Source organism: Nitrospirota bacterium, assembly GCA_020846775.1.
Taxonomy (GTDB): domain Bacteria; phylum Nitrospirota; class 9FT-COMBO-42-15; order HDB-SIOI813; family HDB-SIOI813; genus RBG-16-43-11.
On sequence record JADLDG010000052.1, the window covers coordinates 1 to 16,411 of the forward strand.

At 45.3% G+C, this 16,411-nt stretch carries 19 protein-coding genes and 2 tRNA genes; 8 read left to right on the top strand and 13 right to left on the bottom strand.

Annotated elements, in window-relative coordinates:
* Window positions 1-2 precede the first annotated feature (2 nt).
* A tRNA-Arg gene (locus IT392_08030) sits at window positions 3-79 on the bottom strand.
* A gap of 36 nt (window positions 80-115) precedes the next feature.
* Window positions 116-445, bottom strand: coding sequence for a PilZ domain-containing protein (locus IT392_08035; GenBank protein MCC6544434.1), 330 nt, complete (start codon window positions 443-445; stop codon window positions 116-118).
* A gap of 224 nt (window positions 446-669) precedes the next feature.
* On the opposite strand from IT392_08035, the gene IT392_08040 reads away from it, so the two are divergent.
* The 4 genes from IT392_08040 (at window position 670) to IT392_08055 (ending at window position 3,426) form a co-directional block, all read left to right on the top strand.
* Complete coding sequence (locus IT392_08040; GenBank protein MCC6544435.1) at window positions 670-855, top strand: hypothetical protein; 186 nt, start codon at window positions 670-672, stop codon at window positions 853-855.
* Window positions 852-1,043 (top strand): hypothetical protein, encoded by a 192-nt coding sequence (locus tag IT392_08045; protein ID MCC6544436.1) that lies wholly within the window; start codon window positions 852-854, stop codon window positions 1,041-1,043. Before IT392_08040 ends, IT392_08045 begins: the two co-directional genes overlap by 4 nt.
* Window positions 1,036-2,085 carry an L-threonine 3-dehydrogenase gene (tdh, locus tag IT392_08050; GenBank protein ID MCC6544437.1) on the top strand — a complete coding sequence of 350 codons (1,050 nt, stop codon included), beginning with the start codon at window positions 1,036-1,038 and terminating at the stop codon, window positions 2,083-2,085. The genes IT392_08045 and tdh overlap by 8 nt, the downstream gene beginning before the upstream one ends.
* Before the next feature lie 156 nt (window positions 2,086-2,241).
* Entirely contained in the window at window positions 2,242-3,426 is a 1,185-nt protein-coding gene (locus IT392_08055; GenBank protein ID MCC6544438.1) for a glycine C-acetyltransferase, read from the top strand.
* On the opposite strand, the gene IT392_08060 is transcribed toward IT392_08055, so the two are convergent.
* The gene (locus tag IT392_08060) at window positions 3,423-4,598 is read right to left on the bottom strand and encodes a phosphatidylserine/phosphatidylglycerophosphate/cardiolipin synthase family protein (protein MCC6544439.1); all 1,176 of its coding nucleotides are present in this window, start codon (window positions 4,596-4,598) and stop codon (window positions 3,423-3,425) included. The genes IT392_08055 and IT392_08060 overlap by 4 nt on opposite strands.
* A 90-nt stretch (window positions 4,599-4,688) precedes the next feature.
* On the opposite strand from IT392_08060, the gene IT392_08065 reads away from it, so the two are divergent.
* A complete protein-coding gene (locus tag IT392_08065; protein ID MCC6544440.1) occupies window positions 4,689-5,756 on the top strand; it encodes a M48 family metalloprotease in 1,068 nt (355 codons plus the stop codon).
* 41 nt (window positions 5,757-5,797) lie between these two features.
* On the top strand, window positions 5,798-7,300 hold the full coding sequence (locus IT392_08070; protein MCC6544441.1) for a phosphoglycerate kinase: 1,503 nt from the start codon (window positions 5,798-5,800) through the stop codon (window positions 7,298-7,300).
* 16 nt (window positions 7,301-7,316) lie between these two features.
* On the opposite strand, the gene iscX is transcribed toward IT392_08070, so the two are convergent.
* From iscX to IT392_08115, 9 genes are all read right to left on the bottom strand, one after another.
* Complete coding sequence (gene iscX / locus IT392_08075; protein MCC6544442.1) at window positions 7,317-7,526, bottom strand: Fe-S cluster assembly protein IscX; 210 nt, start codon at window positions 7,524-7,526, stop codon at window positions 7,317-7,319.
* A 16-nt stretch (window positions 7,527-7,542) separates the two neighbouring features.
* Complete coding sequence (locus IT392_08080; GenBank protein ID MCC6544443.1) at window positions 7,543-7,884, bottom strand: 2Fe-2S iron-sulfur cluster binding domain-containing protein; 342 nt, start codon at window positions 7,882-7,884, stop codon at window positions 7,543-7,545.
* Between the two features lie 17 nt (window positions 7,885-7,901).
* Window positions 7,902-8,246, bottom strand: coding sequence for an iron-sulfur cluster assembly accessory protein (locus IT392_08085; protein ID MCC6544444.1), 345 nt, complete (start codon window positions 8,244-8,246; stop codon window positions 7,902-7,904).
* Between the two features lie 38 nt (window positions 8,247-8,284).
* Window positions 8,285-8,665: a Fe-S cluster assembly scaffold IscU gene (gene iscU / locus IT392_08090; protein ID MCC6544445.1), complete on the bottom strand. Its 381-nt coding sequence runs from the start codon at window positions 8,663-8,665 to the stop codon at window positions 8,285-8,287.
* 16 nt (window positions 8,666-8,681) lie between these two features.
* The gene (locus IT392_08095) at window positions 8,682-9,896 is read right to left on the bottom strand and encodes an IscS subfamily cysteine desulfurase (protein ID MCC6544446.1); all 1,215 of its coding nucleotides are present in this window, start codon (window positions 9,894-9,896) and stop codon (window positions 8,682-8,684) included.
* Window positions 9,897-9,908: 12 nt separating this feature from the next.
* Window positions 9,909-10,334 carry an Rrf2 family transcriptional regulator gene (locus tag IT392_08100; protein MCC6544447.1) on the bottom strand — a complete coding sequence of 142 codons (426 nt, stop codon included), beginning with the start codon at window positions 10,332-10,334 and terminating at the stop codon, window positions 9,909-9,911.
* A 327-nt stretch (window positions 10,335-10,661) separates the two neighbouring features.
* Entirely contained in the window at window positions 10,662-13,028 is a 2,367-nt protein-coding gene (locus IT392_08105) for a phosphoketolase family protein (protein MCC6544448.1), read from the bottom strand.
* A 125-nt stretch (window positions 13,029-13,153) separates the two neighbouring features.
* Window positions 13,154-14,266 carry an acetate/propionate family kinase gene (locus IT392_08110; GenBank protein MCC6544449.1) on the bottom strand — a complete coding sequence of 371 codons (1,113 nt, stop codon included), beginning with the start codon at window positions 14,264-14,266 and terminating at the stop codon, window positions 13,154-13,156.
* Between the two features lie 112 nt (window positions 14,267-14,378).
* Window positions 14,379-14,945, bottom strand: a complete 567-nt coding sequence (locus IT392_08115; protein ID MCC6544450.1) for a manganese efflux pump — start codon at window positions 14,943-14,945, stop codon at window positions 14,379-14,381.
* A 188-nt stretch (window positions 14,946-15,133) separates the two neighbouring features.
* Here IT392_08115 and IT392_08120 point away from each other — a divergent pair, with 188 nt between their 5' ends.
* On the top strand, window positions 15,134-15,436 hold the full coding sequence (locus IT392_08120) for a Dabb family protein (protein MCC6544451.1): 303 nt from the start codon (window positions 15,134-15,136) through the stop codon (window positions 15,434-15,436).
* 5 nt (window positions 15,437-15,441) lie between these two features.
* On the opposite strand, the gene IT392_08125 is transcribed toward IT392_08120, so the two are convergent.
* Window positions 15,442-15,518 (bottom strand) — tRNA-Arg (locus IT392_08125).
* Between the two features lie 141 nt (window positions 15,519-15,659).
* On the opposite strand from IT392_08125, the gene queG reads away from it, so the two are divergent.
* The coding region (queG, locus tag IT392_08130) for a tRNA epoxyqueuosine(34) reductase QueG (protein ID MCC6544452.1) at window positions 15,660-16,411 on the top strand (752 nt) is incomplete at its 3' end.

Sequence of the window (16,411 nt, forward strand, 5' to 3'; positions counted from 1 at the left end):
ATTGGTGCCCCCGAGACGAATTGAACGTCCGACAAACGGTTTAGGAAACCGCTGCTCTATCCGACTGAGCTACGGGGGCGGTATTTAACGGACAGTTGTTTTTTATATGAATCCGTTAATCAGTTGATTCAAGATACGAATTTATCAACGGATGACTTTCACTGCTGATCTCTGTAAACTGGACACCTATTGCGAATATGTTCCCAACCGGCTTTATCCACCTTATTTTACCTGCGATCTCTTCGAAATTCTCAGCGGCATTTTTAAAGAAAATCGTCAGCACCAGATCTGCATTGATCTCAAACGGCTTCTCTGAATAAATAGCCGCTCCTCCCTTACTTATATTAACTGCCTGGCAATTTAGAGGTTCTGTAATACCCTGAGACTTAATATCTATCTTTCCGGTTAACGATATCCTTAGATGTTCTCTCCGTTCAGACGACACTCAGGCACCTGATTTTTATTGTTTCTGACATTAGATCAGGTACTATACTACAAGTAACCTTCGCTTTCAAGACCCTTTAACTACGACCCTTTAAGTACGAACATTTGTCTTGACGTTAGTTTACATTATTTGATATTATTTTGCTACCTGAAATCAGGTAGTACCATTCCACCCTCTATAAAGTAGATTACCATTCAAAAGTATGGTGGAGCAGGAGGCATCATATGTCCGACGCTGCACTATCAGAGGAACATTTGAGCCAACTCCTTGAAAAAGTTTATACTGCAAGGGGTTGGGACTTCCGCCACTACAGAAGATCAAGTATTAAACGGTGCATAGAAAGACGAATGGCAATCGCAATCAGAAAGACTCATTTCCAGGAAGATTCATGCAAGGGCAACACCAAGTGAAAGACATTAAACCCGTACTGTTAGACAGGATAATCTTTATCACTGGAGATTTGGTTAATCCGGACACAATGAAGTTCTTTGATGATAATTCATGTAAGGTCCTCGCAAAGCCTTTTACCCCGACTGACATTAAAAAAACAGTTTCAGATTTCTTTGCAAGTGAATATGAAGAGGGCTGGGTTGACTGAGAAAATGAAGGCCATAATCAAGTTTGGACCTAATCCCGGTCTTGAGATGGCAGATGTAAGTATCCCCGCTGTAAGAGATGATGAGGTACTCATAAAGACAAAAGCGGTGTCTGTCTGCGGCACTGACCTCCATATCTATAAATGGAACGAATGGGCGCAAATGCGGATTAACAGGCTGCCGCTTATCCTGGGACATGAGTTTGCAGGTGAGGTAGCAGAGGTCGGGCGGTCCGTTAAGAATGTCTCAGCCGGTGACTATGTGTCGGCAGACAGCCACGTTGTATGCGGCAAATGCCTCCAGTGCAGAATAGGACAGCAGCATATCTGCAGTAACCTTGAGATACTTGGTGTGGACAGGGATGGTTGTTTTGCGGAGTATGCAGCCATACCTGCACGGGGGGTATGGAAAAATGACCCTGATGTACTTCCTGAATTTGCATCAGTGCAGGACCCGTTGGGAAATGCCGTATATTGTACACTTGTTGAACCTGTAGCAGGAAAATCAGTATTAATAGTTGGCGACGGGCCAACAGGGCTTTTTGCTGCAGGTATTGCGCGGGTTTCAGGTGCAAGCTGGATCGGACTAATCGGCCATCATCCATCACGCATGGATACAGCCAGAAAGATGGGGGCTGACTCTATTTTCCATGGAGATGACGATGTCCTGGAACACAGGATTATGGATATAACAAATGGAAATGGTACAGATGTCGTACTTGAGATGTCAGGGAGTGAAAAGGGGCTGAAACAGGGTTTGAGACTCTTGAGAAAAGGGGGACGGATCTCTTTGTTTGGGCTTTTTCCAGCAGCGGTACAGATAAACCTTACAAATCAGATAATATTCAAGGGGATTACCATGTATGGTATAAATGGGCGTATAATCTTTGATACATGGGAGCGGATGCACAATCTGTTAAAGTCAGGCAGGCTTGATATATCTCCGGTGATAACTCATAAACTCGCATTTGATGACTATGAAAAGGCGTTTGCGCTGCTGATGGAAAGACCTAAAAAAGCAGTGAAGGTAGTGATGATGATGTAGATAGCCCGTCATGAACCGCGGGATCACAAAGGTACATGAAAATAATCCCCCTTAATCCCCCTTTTTCAAAGGGGGAAATAAAGTACCCCACTTTAGAAAAGGGGGGCAGGGGGGATTTGAACGGTGTATTTTCGGATTAACAAATCGTCTTAACCTATGCCTACAAGATTTAAAGAATATCTGCAAAGTGAACTCAATATCATCAGAGAGGCGGGCCTGTTCAAAGAAGAACGCATCCTTTCTTCCCCTCAGGGTATCTCCATCCAGGCCGGGGGTAAACGGGTCATTAACATGTGTGCAAATAATTACCTTGGCCTCTCAAACCACCCTGAAATAGTCGCAGCCGGAAAAGCCGCCCTGGACAGATGGGGTTACGGAATGTCGTCTGTCCGTTTCATCTGCGGGACGCAGGCTGTTCACAGGGAACTTGAGCAGAGGCTCTCTCAATTTCTCGGGTCTGAAGATACAATCCTATATACATCCTGCTTTGATGCCAACACAGGATTATTTGAAACACTGCTGGATGAACGGGATGCAATATTAAGCGATGAATTAAATCACGCATCTATTATAGACGGAATCAGACTGTGCAAGGCAAAGCGGATTCGCTTCAGACACATAGATATGAATGACCTTGAACTTGGATTAAAAGATGCCGCTGATTCCAGATTCCGCATGATTGCTACTGACGGAGTCTTTTCTATGGACGGAGATGTAGCACCCTTGAGTGACATTTGCATCCTGGCAGATCAATATGATGCCATTGTAATGGTGGATGATTCCCATGCAACAGGTTTTTTGGGTCCTAATGGAAAGGGTTCAATAGAACATTGTGGTGTAGAGGGTAAGGTAGATATTATAACAAGCACACTTGGAAAGGCTATGGGGGGGGCTTGCGGAGGGTTTACAGGCAGCACGAAAGAGGTTGTCGAACTCCTGCGCCAGAGATCACGGCCCTACCTGTTTTCAAATACACTTCCACCAATAATTGCGGCAGGAACTTTGGAAGGACTTAATATAATAGAGGGGGGATCGGGGCTTCGCCGTAAACTTATGGATAATACAGTTTATTTCAGGAAGGGATTAAGGGACATGGGATTCAGTATAAAAGAAGGAGTGCATCCAATAATTCCTGTCATACTTGGAGATGCAAAACTTGCAGCCAGCATGGCATCATTACTTTTTGCAGGAGGGATATACGTAGTCGGATTCAGTTATCCTGTGGTACCCAGGGGACAGGCTCGCATACGGGTTCAGATCTCTGCAGCACATTCAAAAGATGACCTCGATGTTGCACTGGAACAATTCAGGAACTCGGGAAAGTCCCTGCACATAATTTAGAGCCAGCGGCGAAGAAGCCAGCCGGCGGATTCTAAGATTTGTGAAGTCAGACCCCTTGCCGACCAGCGCCCGTCGGTGACTTCTTCCGCCTGGGATAAATCCTCAAGAAAATGATTTCTGAGCTTACGGCATAATACGTTGTCCCTGGTTATCATATTAAGTTCATAGTTGCTAAAAAAACTGCGGTAGTCGAAATTAGAAGACCCCACTGTACCCCACGAATTATCAACTACAATAGTCTTTGCATGCATCAACCCCGGCTGATATTCGTAAATTCGTACCCCTGCATTCAAGAGGGTTGAGTAAAGATGGTGACCTGCCCAGTGCGCCAATGGTACATTAGACTTTGCAGGAACAAGGATACGCACATCCACTCCGCGGCCGGCAGAATCTGTAAGCACCTTCAGCGTCCTGTTATCCGGGACAAAGTAGGGGGTAGTCAGATAAACAAAGTGTCTTGCAGATACCAGCATGGAAATGATAAAACAATTCAGAAGATACCGGCACTCAGCAGTACTGTTAGGCACAAGTACACTTGTGGCATCATTATTTTCAGGCATAGTCCAGCGGACATCACCATCCCAGAATGCATAAAACATCTCTGCAGCCTGCAGTGCAAGGGAATTGCCAAAACGGACATGTGCATCCCTCCATCGCTCCCTGCCAAAGACAGCATGTGAACTCTGGCGATGAATATTGAACCCGCCTATGTAGGCATCTGATTTATCCACAACAAGCAACTTGCGGTGCTGACGACGATTATATCTGAGGGGGTCGAACCAGGACCAGCGGTGAAACCATTTTATATCAACATTATGTCCCCTTAAATATTTCCCTAACTTGCGTCCTCCTCTTAGAAGTGTACCGGCTGCATCAAGGTGGAGGAGGACTTCAAGTCCCGCACGGGCCTTCTCTGCCAAAGTCTCTGCAAATTTCCAACCAATTTCATCATCACTAAATATATAGCTTTCAAGGAGAATATTGTTCCTTGCTCTTGAGATTGAACCAAGCATAGCTTCATACAGGACATCCCCTTCTGTAAACAGGTGGAGAGAGTCATTACCAGGCACAAGGGCCGGTATACAGAGGTGTGGTCCAGATTTGCAGGGTTGAATAAAATCAGCCTGTTTTTCTGAGGCAATACAATTTCCGGATTTATTATCGTTAACCATAGATTCCAATCATCTTATTTAATAGTATACGCCCTTGTCTTGTCAAGGCGGGCCTCATATGGTATCGTAATGCATAGGCCTGGGTATTAAATGGAAAAACTCTATTATATTGGATTATTGTTCCTTAATTTTACTATCCTCAACATTTTTATCTCTCTGATATTATTCTTTATCTCTTTTATCACAAGAATAATAGTTTCATCCGTGTACATCAGGAGCAGGTTATTTTTCACTTCAATTGTGGCACCAACTATATTAGCAATATTTATAGTTGGGACATCCTTTGTCCCTCCTGTCCTGGTTAAGAGCCATGACGGACCGATGCCCTGTCTGAATAAACCATACTGCTATATTTTCTCTTTCATCCCTGAATTTTCTTTGTTCAAGGTGGCGATGACAGCTGCTGTAATACTTGTTCTGATGTCAGCCATCTGTTCGGTTGTTTCTTTGGCGGGGTATTTCAGGATGCGCCGGGAAATAGGCGGTCTTGCGAATCTATCGGGGACAGAATTATATTCTGCCCTAAATTTCGCAAATATCCTCAATAACGCAAAGGTCAAGATCATAGATACACCCCTCATGTTCAGCTTCGTGTGGGGATACCTCTCAGGAATAATTGTTATATCAACAGGCGTATTGAAGTCCCTTTCTCCGGATGAGTTAAATTGTGTCTTATCACATGAGGCCTCTCATTACAGGAGGAAGGATAATTTTCTTAAAGGCTTGATGATACTATGCCGAAACACACTGACTGTTTTCCCTCATGTTCATCTCCTGTTTAGATGGTGGAGAGAAGAGATAGAATTGATAGGAGACGAGGCCGCTGTATTGAAAACGGGAAGACCCATGGATGTGGCTTCTGCTATACTTAAAATGCAAATGACAACAGGCACTAACTCAAACTGGCATCTCGATAATTTTGCAACAGGATTTATTTCGTCACTCAAGTCTAATTCCCTGACAACAAGGGTTGAACGCCTGATTGCTATTAACGACTCAAGGATAACGCCGGGAAACGTGAGGTTAAGTTTAATCCCATCAGAGACCGCAATGATTGCCGGACTGGCCTTCCTTTGTCCCCTGTTATTCGGAATTATATATGAGATTGACCCGCTTATTCTGCACTGCTACCTCGAAAAACTGACATCAGTGTTGTAATCCAGGCAGTGCAGCAAAGCCAGACTCAGGAAATATTTATTATGGATGGTATGTTAGGTTACTTAAAAGCTGCTGACTACTTACCGCAACTTGCCGGTAAGATTGCCCTTGTAAAATCTGACTTTAATGTTCCGCTTACAAACTGCGATGGTGACAGCGAGACTCCAACGGTTGCAGATCCATTCAGGATCCTTCAGGCAGCTCCATTCATAAAGGAGTTGATAAATACCGGCGTCATCCCCCTTTTAGTGACACATATAGGCAGGCCAAAAGGGTATAACCCCTTGCTCGCATTAGACCCTATTGCAGGGCAGCTCTCCAGGTCTATTGGAAAAAATGTTGAGATTGTAAGATTCGATCCTGAAAAGGGAATGTTTAATTCAAAACAATTTAATTCGGATTATATAAGAGGTATTTTTAAAGATGGGGTTGTACCTGTACTGGATAATATCAGGTTTCATACAGATGAAACCAGAAACCAAGATTCCCTCGCAAAGGCATTATCATCCGTCGTTGATGTAAGTATCCAGAACTCATTCGGAACAGCCCACAGAAAAGAGACTACTTCAAACAGGATTCATGAATACATACCAGGTTTGGCAGGGAGTCTGCTTGTAGATGAGATTGAATCACATGCCAGGACCAAGATCCCCGGCTCCCCCTATATAGTTATAGTCGGAGGAGACAAGGTAGAAGACAGCCTCCAGCTTTTGAGGGCTATAGTAAGGGCAGAAAAGACTACTCACTGGAGCAATATGTTCAATCCTGAGCTTAACCTTCAGATAGGTGAGAAGCTTGTAGACTATGTCCTCGTGGGCGGTCACCTGATGTACGCATTCGTATACGCACAACTGACTATGCTAAAAGAGGAGGATCTGAGGGGACTGCCCGGTGACATAAAAAAGGACCTTAGAGGTCTTCGGGAGGTGAGGCTTAAAGGATATGAATCTTCTGAGGAGGGTGGTTATAAATACGATACAGAAGAGATAAATCTCGCACAGGGGTTATTAAGATTGTATAACAACTTCCAGTTCAGAGACACAAACCCTTTAGATGGCAGACGACTGATATTACCTGTAGATTATGCAGTAAAGAGAGGCAGCTCCATCCTGAGGTCTATTCAGCTGCATGAACTGCTTGATGATGATGAGATAGTGGACATCGGAGACCGGACAAAGGACTTGTACACCGGCATCTTGGAGAAGGCCCGGACCATAGTCTGGAATGGGCCGCTCGGCGCAGATGATGAAAGGTATACAGAAGGTACGAGAAGGGTAATAGACTCAATTCATTCAAATAAAGACGCAGTAAAAGAAATCGGGGGAGGCAGCACAAACTTCATGACTTCTGCGTATGAGAAGGATCGAGGGATGAAACTTGATATGGGGTTCAGGTCAACTGGCGGTGGGTCTACACTTTTAGAAACAGCTTATGATTCTCCTGTTACCATTTCGCTGATAATGAGTGCACGAAGGCTGCTGGAGGGCGGGTACGGTACCCCTTATGAGACACTTAGAAAGGCCGTAATAATGCGGCAATTATAATATTTACCTGATTATTTTACCGGTTGCTCTTATACTCCTCAAACCATGCCATTTGTATCGCCTCCAATATACCCTCATTAGATTTCTTAGGGTCATCGGAAAAGTCAGGCAGTGAAACTATCATCGCATGCATGTCTGTAAACCGGATGGTAAGGGGGTCTGTGCCGGGATATTTATCAGATAGTTGAATACCTATTTCCTCTGAATCTTTCCAGGTAAGTTTCATAAGCCCTCCAACTGTCTCATTTCCCCGGTATCTCTACCACAACATCCCCATAAACATGCGCCTGACAGCCGAGACGGGATGTAAGCGTTACACCGACAGCATTATCCAGCATATCATTTTCACCATCTTCAGCCTCAGAGAGATTATTCATCCCCTCCTTAACTATGACATGACAGGTCGTGCAGGCGCCATTCCCTCCGCAGTTATGATCAATCTCTACGTCATGTTCCAGGGCAATATCCAGTATAGACTTACCCTCCTCTCCCTCTACCGATGTATTTTGCGGGAGGAAGGTAATCTTGACTTTATTATGTTCAGTTTCCCCGGAATTTTTACTGTCAGATAACCTGGTTTCCATATATTCCTATTGTCGTACTATGCCGAAAAAGAAGTTCCGCAGCCGCAGCTTCCCTTCGCCTGAGGATTTACAAACTTAAACCCTCCTCCGGTGAGTCCACTGGCATAATCTATCGTAGTGCCAGCCAGGTAAAGCGAACTCTTCATATCAATGATTATCTTTACCCCCTCCACCTCATAGACCTGGTCATCCGATGCTATTTCATTATCAAAATTCAGGGTATAAGTAAAACCGGCACAACCTCCGCCGGTAACACCTACCCTCAGTCCTCCGCTCGATATTTTATTTGTCTCCATAATCCTTTTAACTTCTTTAATTGCATTTTCCGTTAATATTACCGGCTGATTTGTGGTAGTTTCCATGTTTAACCTCCTTAAAAAGAGACATAAAGTTCTTGTTACTATTTCCCGTTTCTGCTCTTATAATCTTCAATGGCGGCCTTAATAGCATCTTCTGCAAGTACAGAGCAGTGTATCTTGACAGGCGGCAACTGGAGTTTTTCCACTATCTCGGTATTTTTGATCTCCATCGCCTCGTCAACAGTCTTCCCCTTTACCCACTCAGTCGCCAGACTGGAGCTTGCTATGGCACTGCCGCAACCAAATGTCTTGAATTTTGCATCCGTAATGACCCCATTGTCAATCTTTAACTGCAGTTTCATGACATCACCGCATTCAGGGGCCCCGACAATACCTGTCCCTACATCCTTCTCATCCTTCTCAAAGCTTCCCACGTTCCTCGGATTATTATAATGGTCTATTACCTCATCACTATATTGCATTTTAAAACACCTCCCTTTAATCCTTCTTCCATTTGAATTGCTTCAGGTCAACACCTGCCTTTACCATCTCATACAATGGAGACATCTCTCTCAATCTGTTAGCTGTCTCCACAACCCTTTTAATAACATAATCCACCTCTTCCTCAGTGTTGAATCTGCCAAGCCCAAAACGTACGGAGGAGTGGGCCAGTTCAGTACTCACACCAAGCGCCTGCAGCACATAGGAAGGCTCCAGAGTCGCTGAGGTACAGGCAGATCCTGAAGAAAGCGCAATTTCCCTTAATCCCATCAGGAACGACTCCCCCTCAACATATGCGAAGCTGAGATTGAGGTTGCCAGGCATCCTTTTTGTCGGATGACCGTTAAGGTCAACATCATCCAGTGAATCCATGATGCCCTTACGCAATCTCTCCCTTAGATTAAGGAGCCTCGCTGACTCCTCTTCCATAACCTCCATGGCAATCTCGCATGCCTTACCGAATCCTGCAATACCCGGGACATTCAAAGTGCCTGAACGCATACCGCGCTCATGTCCTCCCCCATCCATCATTGCAGAGAGTCGTACACGGGGATTCTTCCTCCTTACGTAGAGTGCACCAACGCCCTTCGGTCCATATAACTTATGGGCTGTAAATGACAACAGGTCTATCCCCATTGACTGAACATCTACTGGGATCTTTCCAACACCCTGCGTAGCATCGCAATGAAAGAGTACACCCTTTTCCTTTGCAATCTTTCCAATCTCTTCAACAGGCTGGATCACACCTATCTCATTATTGACCAGCATTATTGATATAAGTATTGTCCTGTCAGTAATTGCCTTCCTGACATCTTCAGGATCTACCAGCCCATCTTTATTAACAGGAAGGAACGTCACATTCATTCCTGATTTCTCAAGCCGTTTTGCCGGATCCAGTACGGAGCGGTGTTCTGTTACCTGTGTGATTATATGATTACCTTTCTCCACATACATCTCTGCCACACCCTTCAGCGCAAGGTTATTTGATTCAGTTGCACCGCTGGTAAAGATTATCTCCCTTGACTCTGCGTTTATGATCTTAGCAAGCCGCTCCCGCCCTACTTCTACTGCCTTGTCTGCATCCCAGCCAAAACTGTGATTACGGCTCGCGGCATTACCGAAGTGAACGGTAAAATAAGGGAGCATCTCTTCGACGACCTTTGGATCAACCTGTGTGGTAGAGTGGCTGTCCATGTAGATAGGTAAATTCATATATTCCTCCTTTTAAACCTCTTTAAGCTCAAACTTCTCAATCAATTCCTCGAGAGTGGTAGTATCCAGCATCTCCAATATCCTGTGCTCAAGCCTCTGCATTGGTGAACGAATACTGCACCTGTCAAACTGATAGCATCTGCCATTTCTTTCTTCTGAGCAATTTAATATATTTATATTCCCTTCCACTGCCTCAATAATTTGTGCAACTGTAATATCTGAGGGATTTGCACTAAGAGAGTACCCGCCCTTTGGACCGCTAAGGCTCGTAATCAATCCGCCTTTTACCATCCGCTGGAGTATCTTTGCCAGCAGCTCTACAGGAATACTGTAAACCTCAGCAATCTCCTTAGTATTTACCACCCTCTCGCCTTGATTCCAGGCAATATAGGCGATTGCCATCAGACCGTAATCTATCTTTTTTGTAAGTTTCAGCATATTTTCACACTTCAGGACTTCCTGCAATTATATCCGACCAATACAGTATCCGACTAAAGGGGTCGGATATAACTATATCAACTGGGAAAAAGTATGTCAAGAGTTTTTTGTCCTGATGTTATGAGTGCAATCACTTAATCCTTATATATGGATAATAAGATCAGGAAAAGGAAATCAGGCACTTAAATATTATTCATGCCGTGGGTTCAATCCTCTTTACAGTAATGATGTTAGATGGAGCTATATATAGTCCTCTAACCATGTGAACGTATCTTCCGTGTTGCGATCCTCTTGACAGAAGGTATGTCAACTGGTATTCAAAACAGTCTACATCGTTTCGCCCCAGATCCAGTTTCGAATCTTCGGCATGTCCTGGCCATGTTTGTTGATGTACTCCCTGTGCTCGATAAGTCTATCCCGCACAAACTGCTTTACGTATGCGGCTATGTGCGCTAATCCCGGCAACCTTTCGACAACATCACCCGCGAGGTGAAATCGGTCAAGGTCATTCAGCACTACCATGTCAAATGGCGTCGTCGTAGTCCCTTCCTCTTTATAGCCGCGGACATGGAGGTTTTTATGGTTAGTGCGGCGGTATGTCAGGCGGTGTATCAGCCAGGGATAGCCGTGATATGCAAAGATGATTGGCTTGTCAGTGGTAAACAGTGTATCGAAGTCTTTGTTAGACAGGCCATGCGGATGCTCTTCCTTCGGCTGCAGGGTCATAAGGTCAACAACGTTTATCACCCGTATCTTCAGATCAGGGACATGCTGATGCAGGATATCAACTGCCGCAAGGGTCTCAAGTGTCGGGACATCACCTGCACATGCCATAATGACATCAGGTTCACTCCCCTTGTCATTGCTCGCCCATTCCCATATCCCTATACCGGCGCTGCAGTGCTTGACGGCAGAATCCATGTCGAGCCATTGCGGCATAGGGTGTTTGCCGGCAACTATCACGTTAATCAGATCCTGGCTCCGCAGACACTGGTCTGTAACACAGAGGAGGGAGTTGGCATCCGGAGGGAAGTATACTCGAACTATGTCCGCCTTTTTGTTCAGCACAACATCAATAAAACCGGGGTCCTGATGTGAGAAACCATTGTGATCCTGCTGCCAGACGTGTGAAGTCAGCAGATAATTGAGTGATGCGACCGGCCTCCTCCATGGGATTTCCTTTGCCACCTTGAGCCACTTGGCGTGCTGATTGAACATTGAGTCTACTATGTGAATAAATGCCTCATAGCAGGAAAAAAGACCGTGCCTTCCAGTTAGAAGGTATCCTTCCAGCCAGCCCTGGCAGGTATGTTCGCTGAGAATCTCCATAACCCGTCCGTCTGGTGCAAGATGATCATCCTCCGGAAGGGTATCTGCCATCCACGTCCTGTTAGTAACCTCCAGAATTGCTCCGAGACGGTTGGAAACCGTCTCGTCAGGGCCCATCACTCGAAAGTTCTTTGTATCCATATTGAGGCTCATAATATCTCTTAAAAAAGTCCCCATCACACGTGTTGCTTCACCTGTAACCTGACCCGGCTGAGGGACATTAAGGGCATATTGACGGAATTCCGGCATCTTAAGGCCACTGAGTAGAACCCCTCCGTTTGCATGTGGATTAGCTCCCATACGGCGGCTGCCAAGTGGAGCCAGTTCTTCCAGTTCCGGCACCAACCTGCCTCTGACATCAAACAACTCTTCCGGCATGTAGCCCTTCATCCATGCCTCCAATAACCTGACATGATCAGGTTTTGTGGCCATTTCAGAAAGCGGCACCTGATGGGAGCGCCAGTAGTCCTCTGTCTTGAGACCGTCCACCTCCTTTGGTCCGGTCCACCCCTTTGGTGTTCTAAGTATGATCATTGGCCACTGCGGACGTTTAACATTCGTATTGGAACGGGCGTCATCCTGGATTGCCTTTATTTGGGCCATTACTAAATCCAGTGTTGCAGCCATAACCTGATGCATAATCTTTGGATCAGACCCCTCCACAAAGTAAGGCTTATATCCATAACCAATAAAGAGGTCCTCCAACTCCTCCCTGCTTATCCGCGCAAGCACTGCAGGATTTGCAATCTTATATCCATTCAGATGTAGAATCGGCAGCACTGCGCCGTCACGCCCTGGATTAAGAAACTTATTTGAATGCCAGGAAGTCGCCAGCGGACCTGTCTCCGCCTCACCATCACCCACTATACAGGCCGCGATCAGGTCAGGATTATCGAATACAGCCCCAAAGGCATGAGAAAGGGCATACCCGAGCTCTCCCCCTTCATTAATGGAGCCTGGCGTCTCCGGGGCACAATGACTCGGAATGCCTCCGGGGAATGAAAATTGTTTGAATAATCTCTTCATACCTTCTTCGTCCTGTGATATGTGCGGATAAACTTCACTGTACGTCCCCTCAAGATAAGTATTTGCCACCAGGCCGGGACCACCGTGTCCGGGGCCTGTAATATATATAACATTAAGGTCGTTAATTTTAATAACCCTGTTCAGGTGGGCATAAATAAAGTTGAGTCCCGGAGTCGTTCCCCAGTGACCAAGTAGGCGCGGTTTTATATGTTCAAGACTCAGAGGTTCTTTAAGGAGAGGATTGTCCATTAGATAGATCTGGCCTACGGAGAGATAATTCGCGGCCCGCCAGTATGCATTGATACGTCGTAATTCATCTGCATTAAGAGGTCCGGTCATTTCATTTGAATGAATATCATTCTTCTGCGAATGATTCTGTGACTGATTCTTTACTGCATCCATTTTAATTCCCCCTTTTTATTTTTTACCAGAAAATGATCTTTCAAATCCGTGCTGCCCATTTCTCATTGCCTGTTTATTATCCTGACAGCCTCGCGTGCAAGAACCCCCGCCTCATCTACCGGAATGACCCACACCTCTGCTTGTCCCTGTGCATCGCTTATCCGTCCCTCTGAACCGATTGTATTCATGTTGGCAGAATCATTCAGGACAATGCCGCACCACTCCATCCCGTCAAGGATACCCTTACGCACCTGCGCAACATTTTCACCGACACCCCCGCCAAAGAGTATCCCATCCACACCACCCAGAACAGCCATATAGGCACCGATATATTTGCGCGCCCGGTAACAAAAAAGATTTACCGCATGTAATGCATCAGGACTGTCAGAATTAATCAGCTTACGCATATCACTGCTGATCCCTGAGACACCCAGCAACCCTGATTCTTTTTCCAGCAGATGATCTGCAGCCTCAGGCGTCAGTCCTTCCATACGTTGAAGAAAGGTGACAAGCCCGGAATCAATATCTCCGCATCGTGTCGCCATCATCAGGCCCTCTGACGGTGTAAATCCCATAGACGTATCCATTGCAACCCCGCGGTCTGTAGCAGTCACTGAACAACCAGCGCCAAGCTGAAGGGAGATTACACGGCCGCCATAAAGTAGATCCGGTCGAAGTTCACACCACCTCTGCCACATCGCCTGATGGGCAAGCCCATGAAAACCATATCTGCGTATAAAATATCGCTTACTGAGTTCGTCAGGTATCGCATATGAAGACGCTGCTGCAGGAAGGCTTGAATAAAATGCAGTATCAAAAACTCCGACCTGCGGTACAGACTTTCCGACTATTTTAATTGATGTCTGAATCCACTCAACTGCGTGTCTGTTATGCAGCGGGGCAAGCAGTTCCAGACGTTTTATCTCAGCCACAGATCCATCATCGAGAATCCGGCTGCTGACAAGTGTTGAACCGCCGTGTACTACGCGATGGGATACAATATCTACTTCGTTTATACCATGCGAATTTAGGAAGCTGTGCAGTAAATCGTCACGTTCACCGTCTCCGTGGTCGTATCGCACTGACCCTATAGATTTAAAAGACTCCTGACTACTCCACTGCTTAAGAGAAAGTCGAACCGAAGAACTGCCTGTATTTACGGTCAGTACAATCATCGGACCTCCATGCGGCATAAGAATCTCTGATGATTTTTTCCAATGATGGGATAGATAAGAATATTATACCTTATATCCTACGGAAGTTAAAGGCACAGGCGGAGACGTCCCTCTAACCTAATACACCAAAATGCTCCAACAATATCTTTGTACCTATGGCAATGAGGATTATTCCACCGGCAATCTCTATCTTCTTCTCAAAAAGGTGTCCGAACTTCCCTCCGATTAATACCCCTATGCAGGACAGGGCGAATGTTACCAGACCGATTACAATTACAGGGGTAACGATGGATATATCGAGAAAGGCAAATCCGAGTCCAACGGCAAGGGCATCTATACTTGTTGCAATGGAGAGCACAAAGAGGATATATATACTAAATGCCGCTACCTCCTTTTCTGTCTCTTCTATCTTCCTTGCCTCATATATCATCTTTGCTCCAATGGCGCTGAGGAGCAGGAATGCAATCCAGTGGTCAATGCTGGAGATCATGTCCCTCAGGCGAAGTCCTGCAAACCAGCCAAGTACCGGCATAAAGGCCTGAAATGTCCCGAAGAAAAGTCCTATGGTAAGCGCCCTCTGCACATGGAGCGTCTTCATAGCAATCCCGCTGGCAATAGAGACTGCAAAGGCATCCATTGCAAGACCGATCGCAATAATTAATATAGTGAAAATATCCATATTTTTTGCCCTATTGATGCACTTCGTAACTCCTTGTCATGTTTCCATATGAGCCAAGGTTAATAGCACACATTATAACATCTTACTTATATAACGTGGAACGGCTTTACACTATCGCTGTTGGAATATCTGCATCTTATGATGTAATATATGAAGACGTCACTCACTGGAGACTATAAGGAGGGAAAATGATAAAACACATAGTAATGTTCAGACTAAAAGAATCAGCCCTGGGCAAGGGTAAAGAAGATAACTTGCAGGAGTTAAAGACATTGTTAGAATCCCTTTCGAAGAAAATACCTGTGGTAAAGTGCCTTGAAGTAGGGATAAATATCGGTGCATCTGCCAGCGCCTCTGATATAGCCCTCTACTCTGAATTTGATGACATGCAGGCACTGGAGGCTTATCGCATACATCCTGAACATGTTAAGGTAGTTGAGTTTATCGAGAAGATATGCTCTGAAAGGCGAGTCGCAGATTTTGAGGTGTAAAACATTGGTGCGCCTGGAGGGAGTTGAACCCCCAACCTGCGGATTCGTAGTCCGACGCTCTATCCAGTTGAGCTACAGGCGCGTATAAGGAAAAACAATGAAGTGTATGGCCATTTTCATGGAAAATGACGAAATTGTCAAGTTATGGATTTACAGGTTTTTCCCTCTTGAAACATCTCTTTGATAGTGCTATATATTTTAATCTTACTACCTGGATATCAGATTGACAGACATCAAACTACCTACCCTTGACATTAAGAACATTGGCACACGCTTGGGCTTCCAGCATGTTGGCATTGCCACTCCTGATGTATCCCTGTGGGGAAGCAGATTTCGGGAATGGCTGAAGGACGGTTATGAAGGTGAGATGAAATTCCTGGGAAAATCTCCTGAAAGGCGTTCAAATCCTTTCCTCATATTCCCTGAAGTCAAATCTGTAGTAGTCGTCTCTATGAATTATTATCCGGGAGAATATCATAGAGAAAGTCTTGATAATTCCAGGACAGGTTATATAGCCAATTATGCACTTAATGAAGACTACCACGATGTTATCAAGTCAAGGTTAAGAGAATTTCTCATTCATATCAATGAAATGACGGGAGGTAAAGCCCAGGGTAAGATTTATACAGATACAGGCCCTGTCCTTGAAAAGGCATTTGCTGTTAAATCCGGTATAGGATGGATGGGTAAGAACTCACTTATTATAAGCCCTGATGCAGGTTCATGGCTACTGCTCGGGGTAATACTCCTTGATACAGAGCTCGAGCCTGATAAACCTTTGACTGATGGCTGCGGGGAGTGCACAGGGTGCATGGATGCATGCCCCACGGGCGCTATCGTCGCACCTTATATTATTGACGCGAGGCGCTGCATCTCGTATCTGCTTGGTGAACTAAAAGGAGCCATCCCTGAGGAATTAAAATCAATGATAGGCAACAGGATATTCGGCTGTGATGATTGTCAATGGGCATGCCC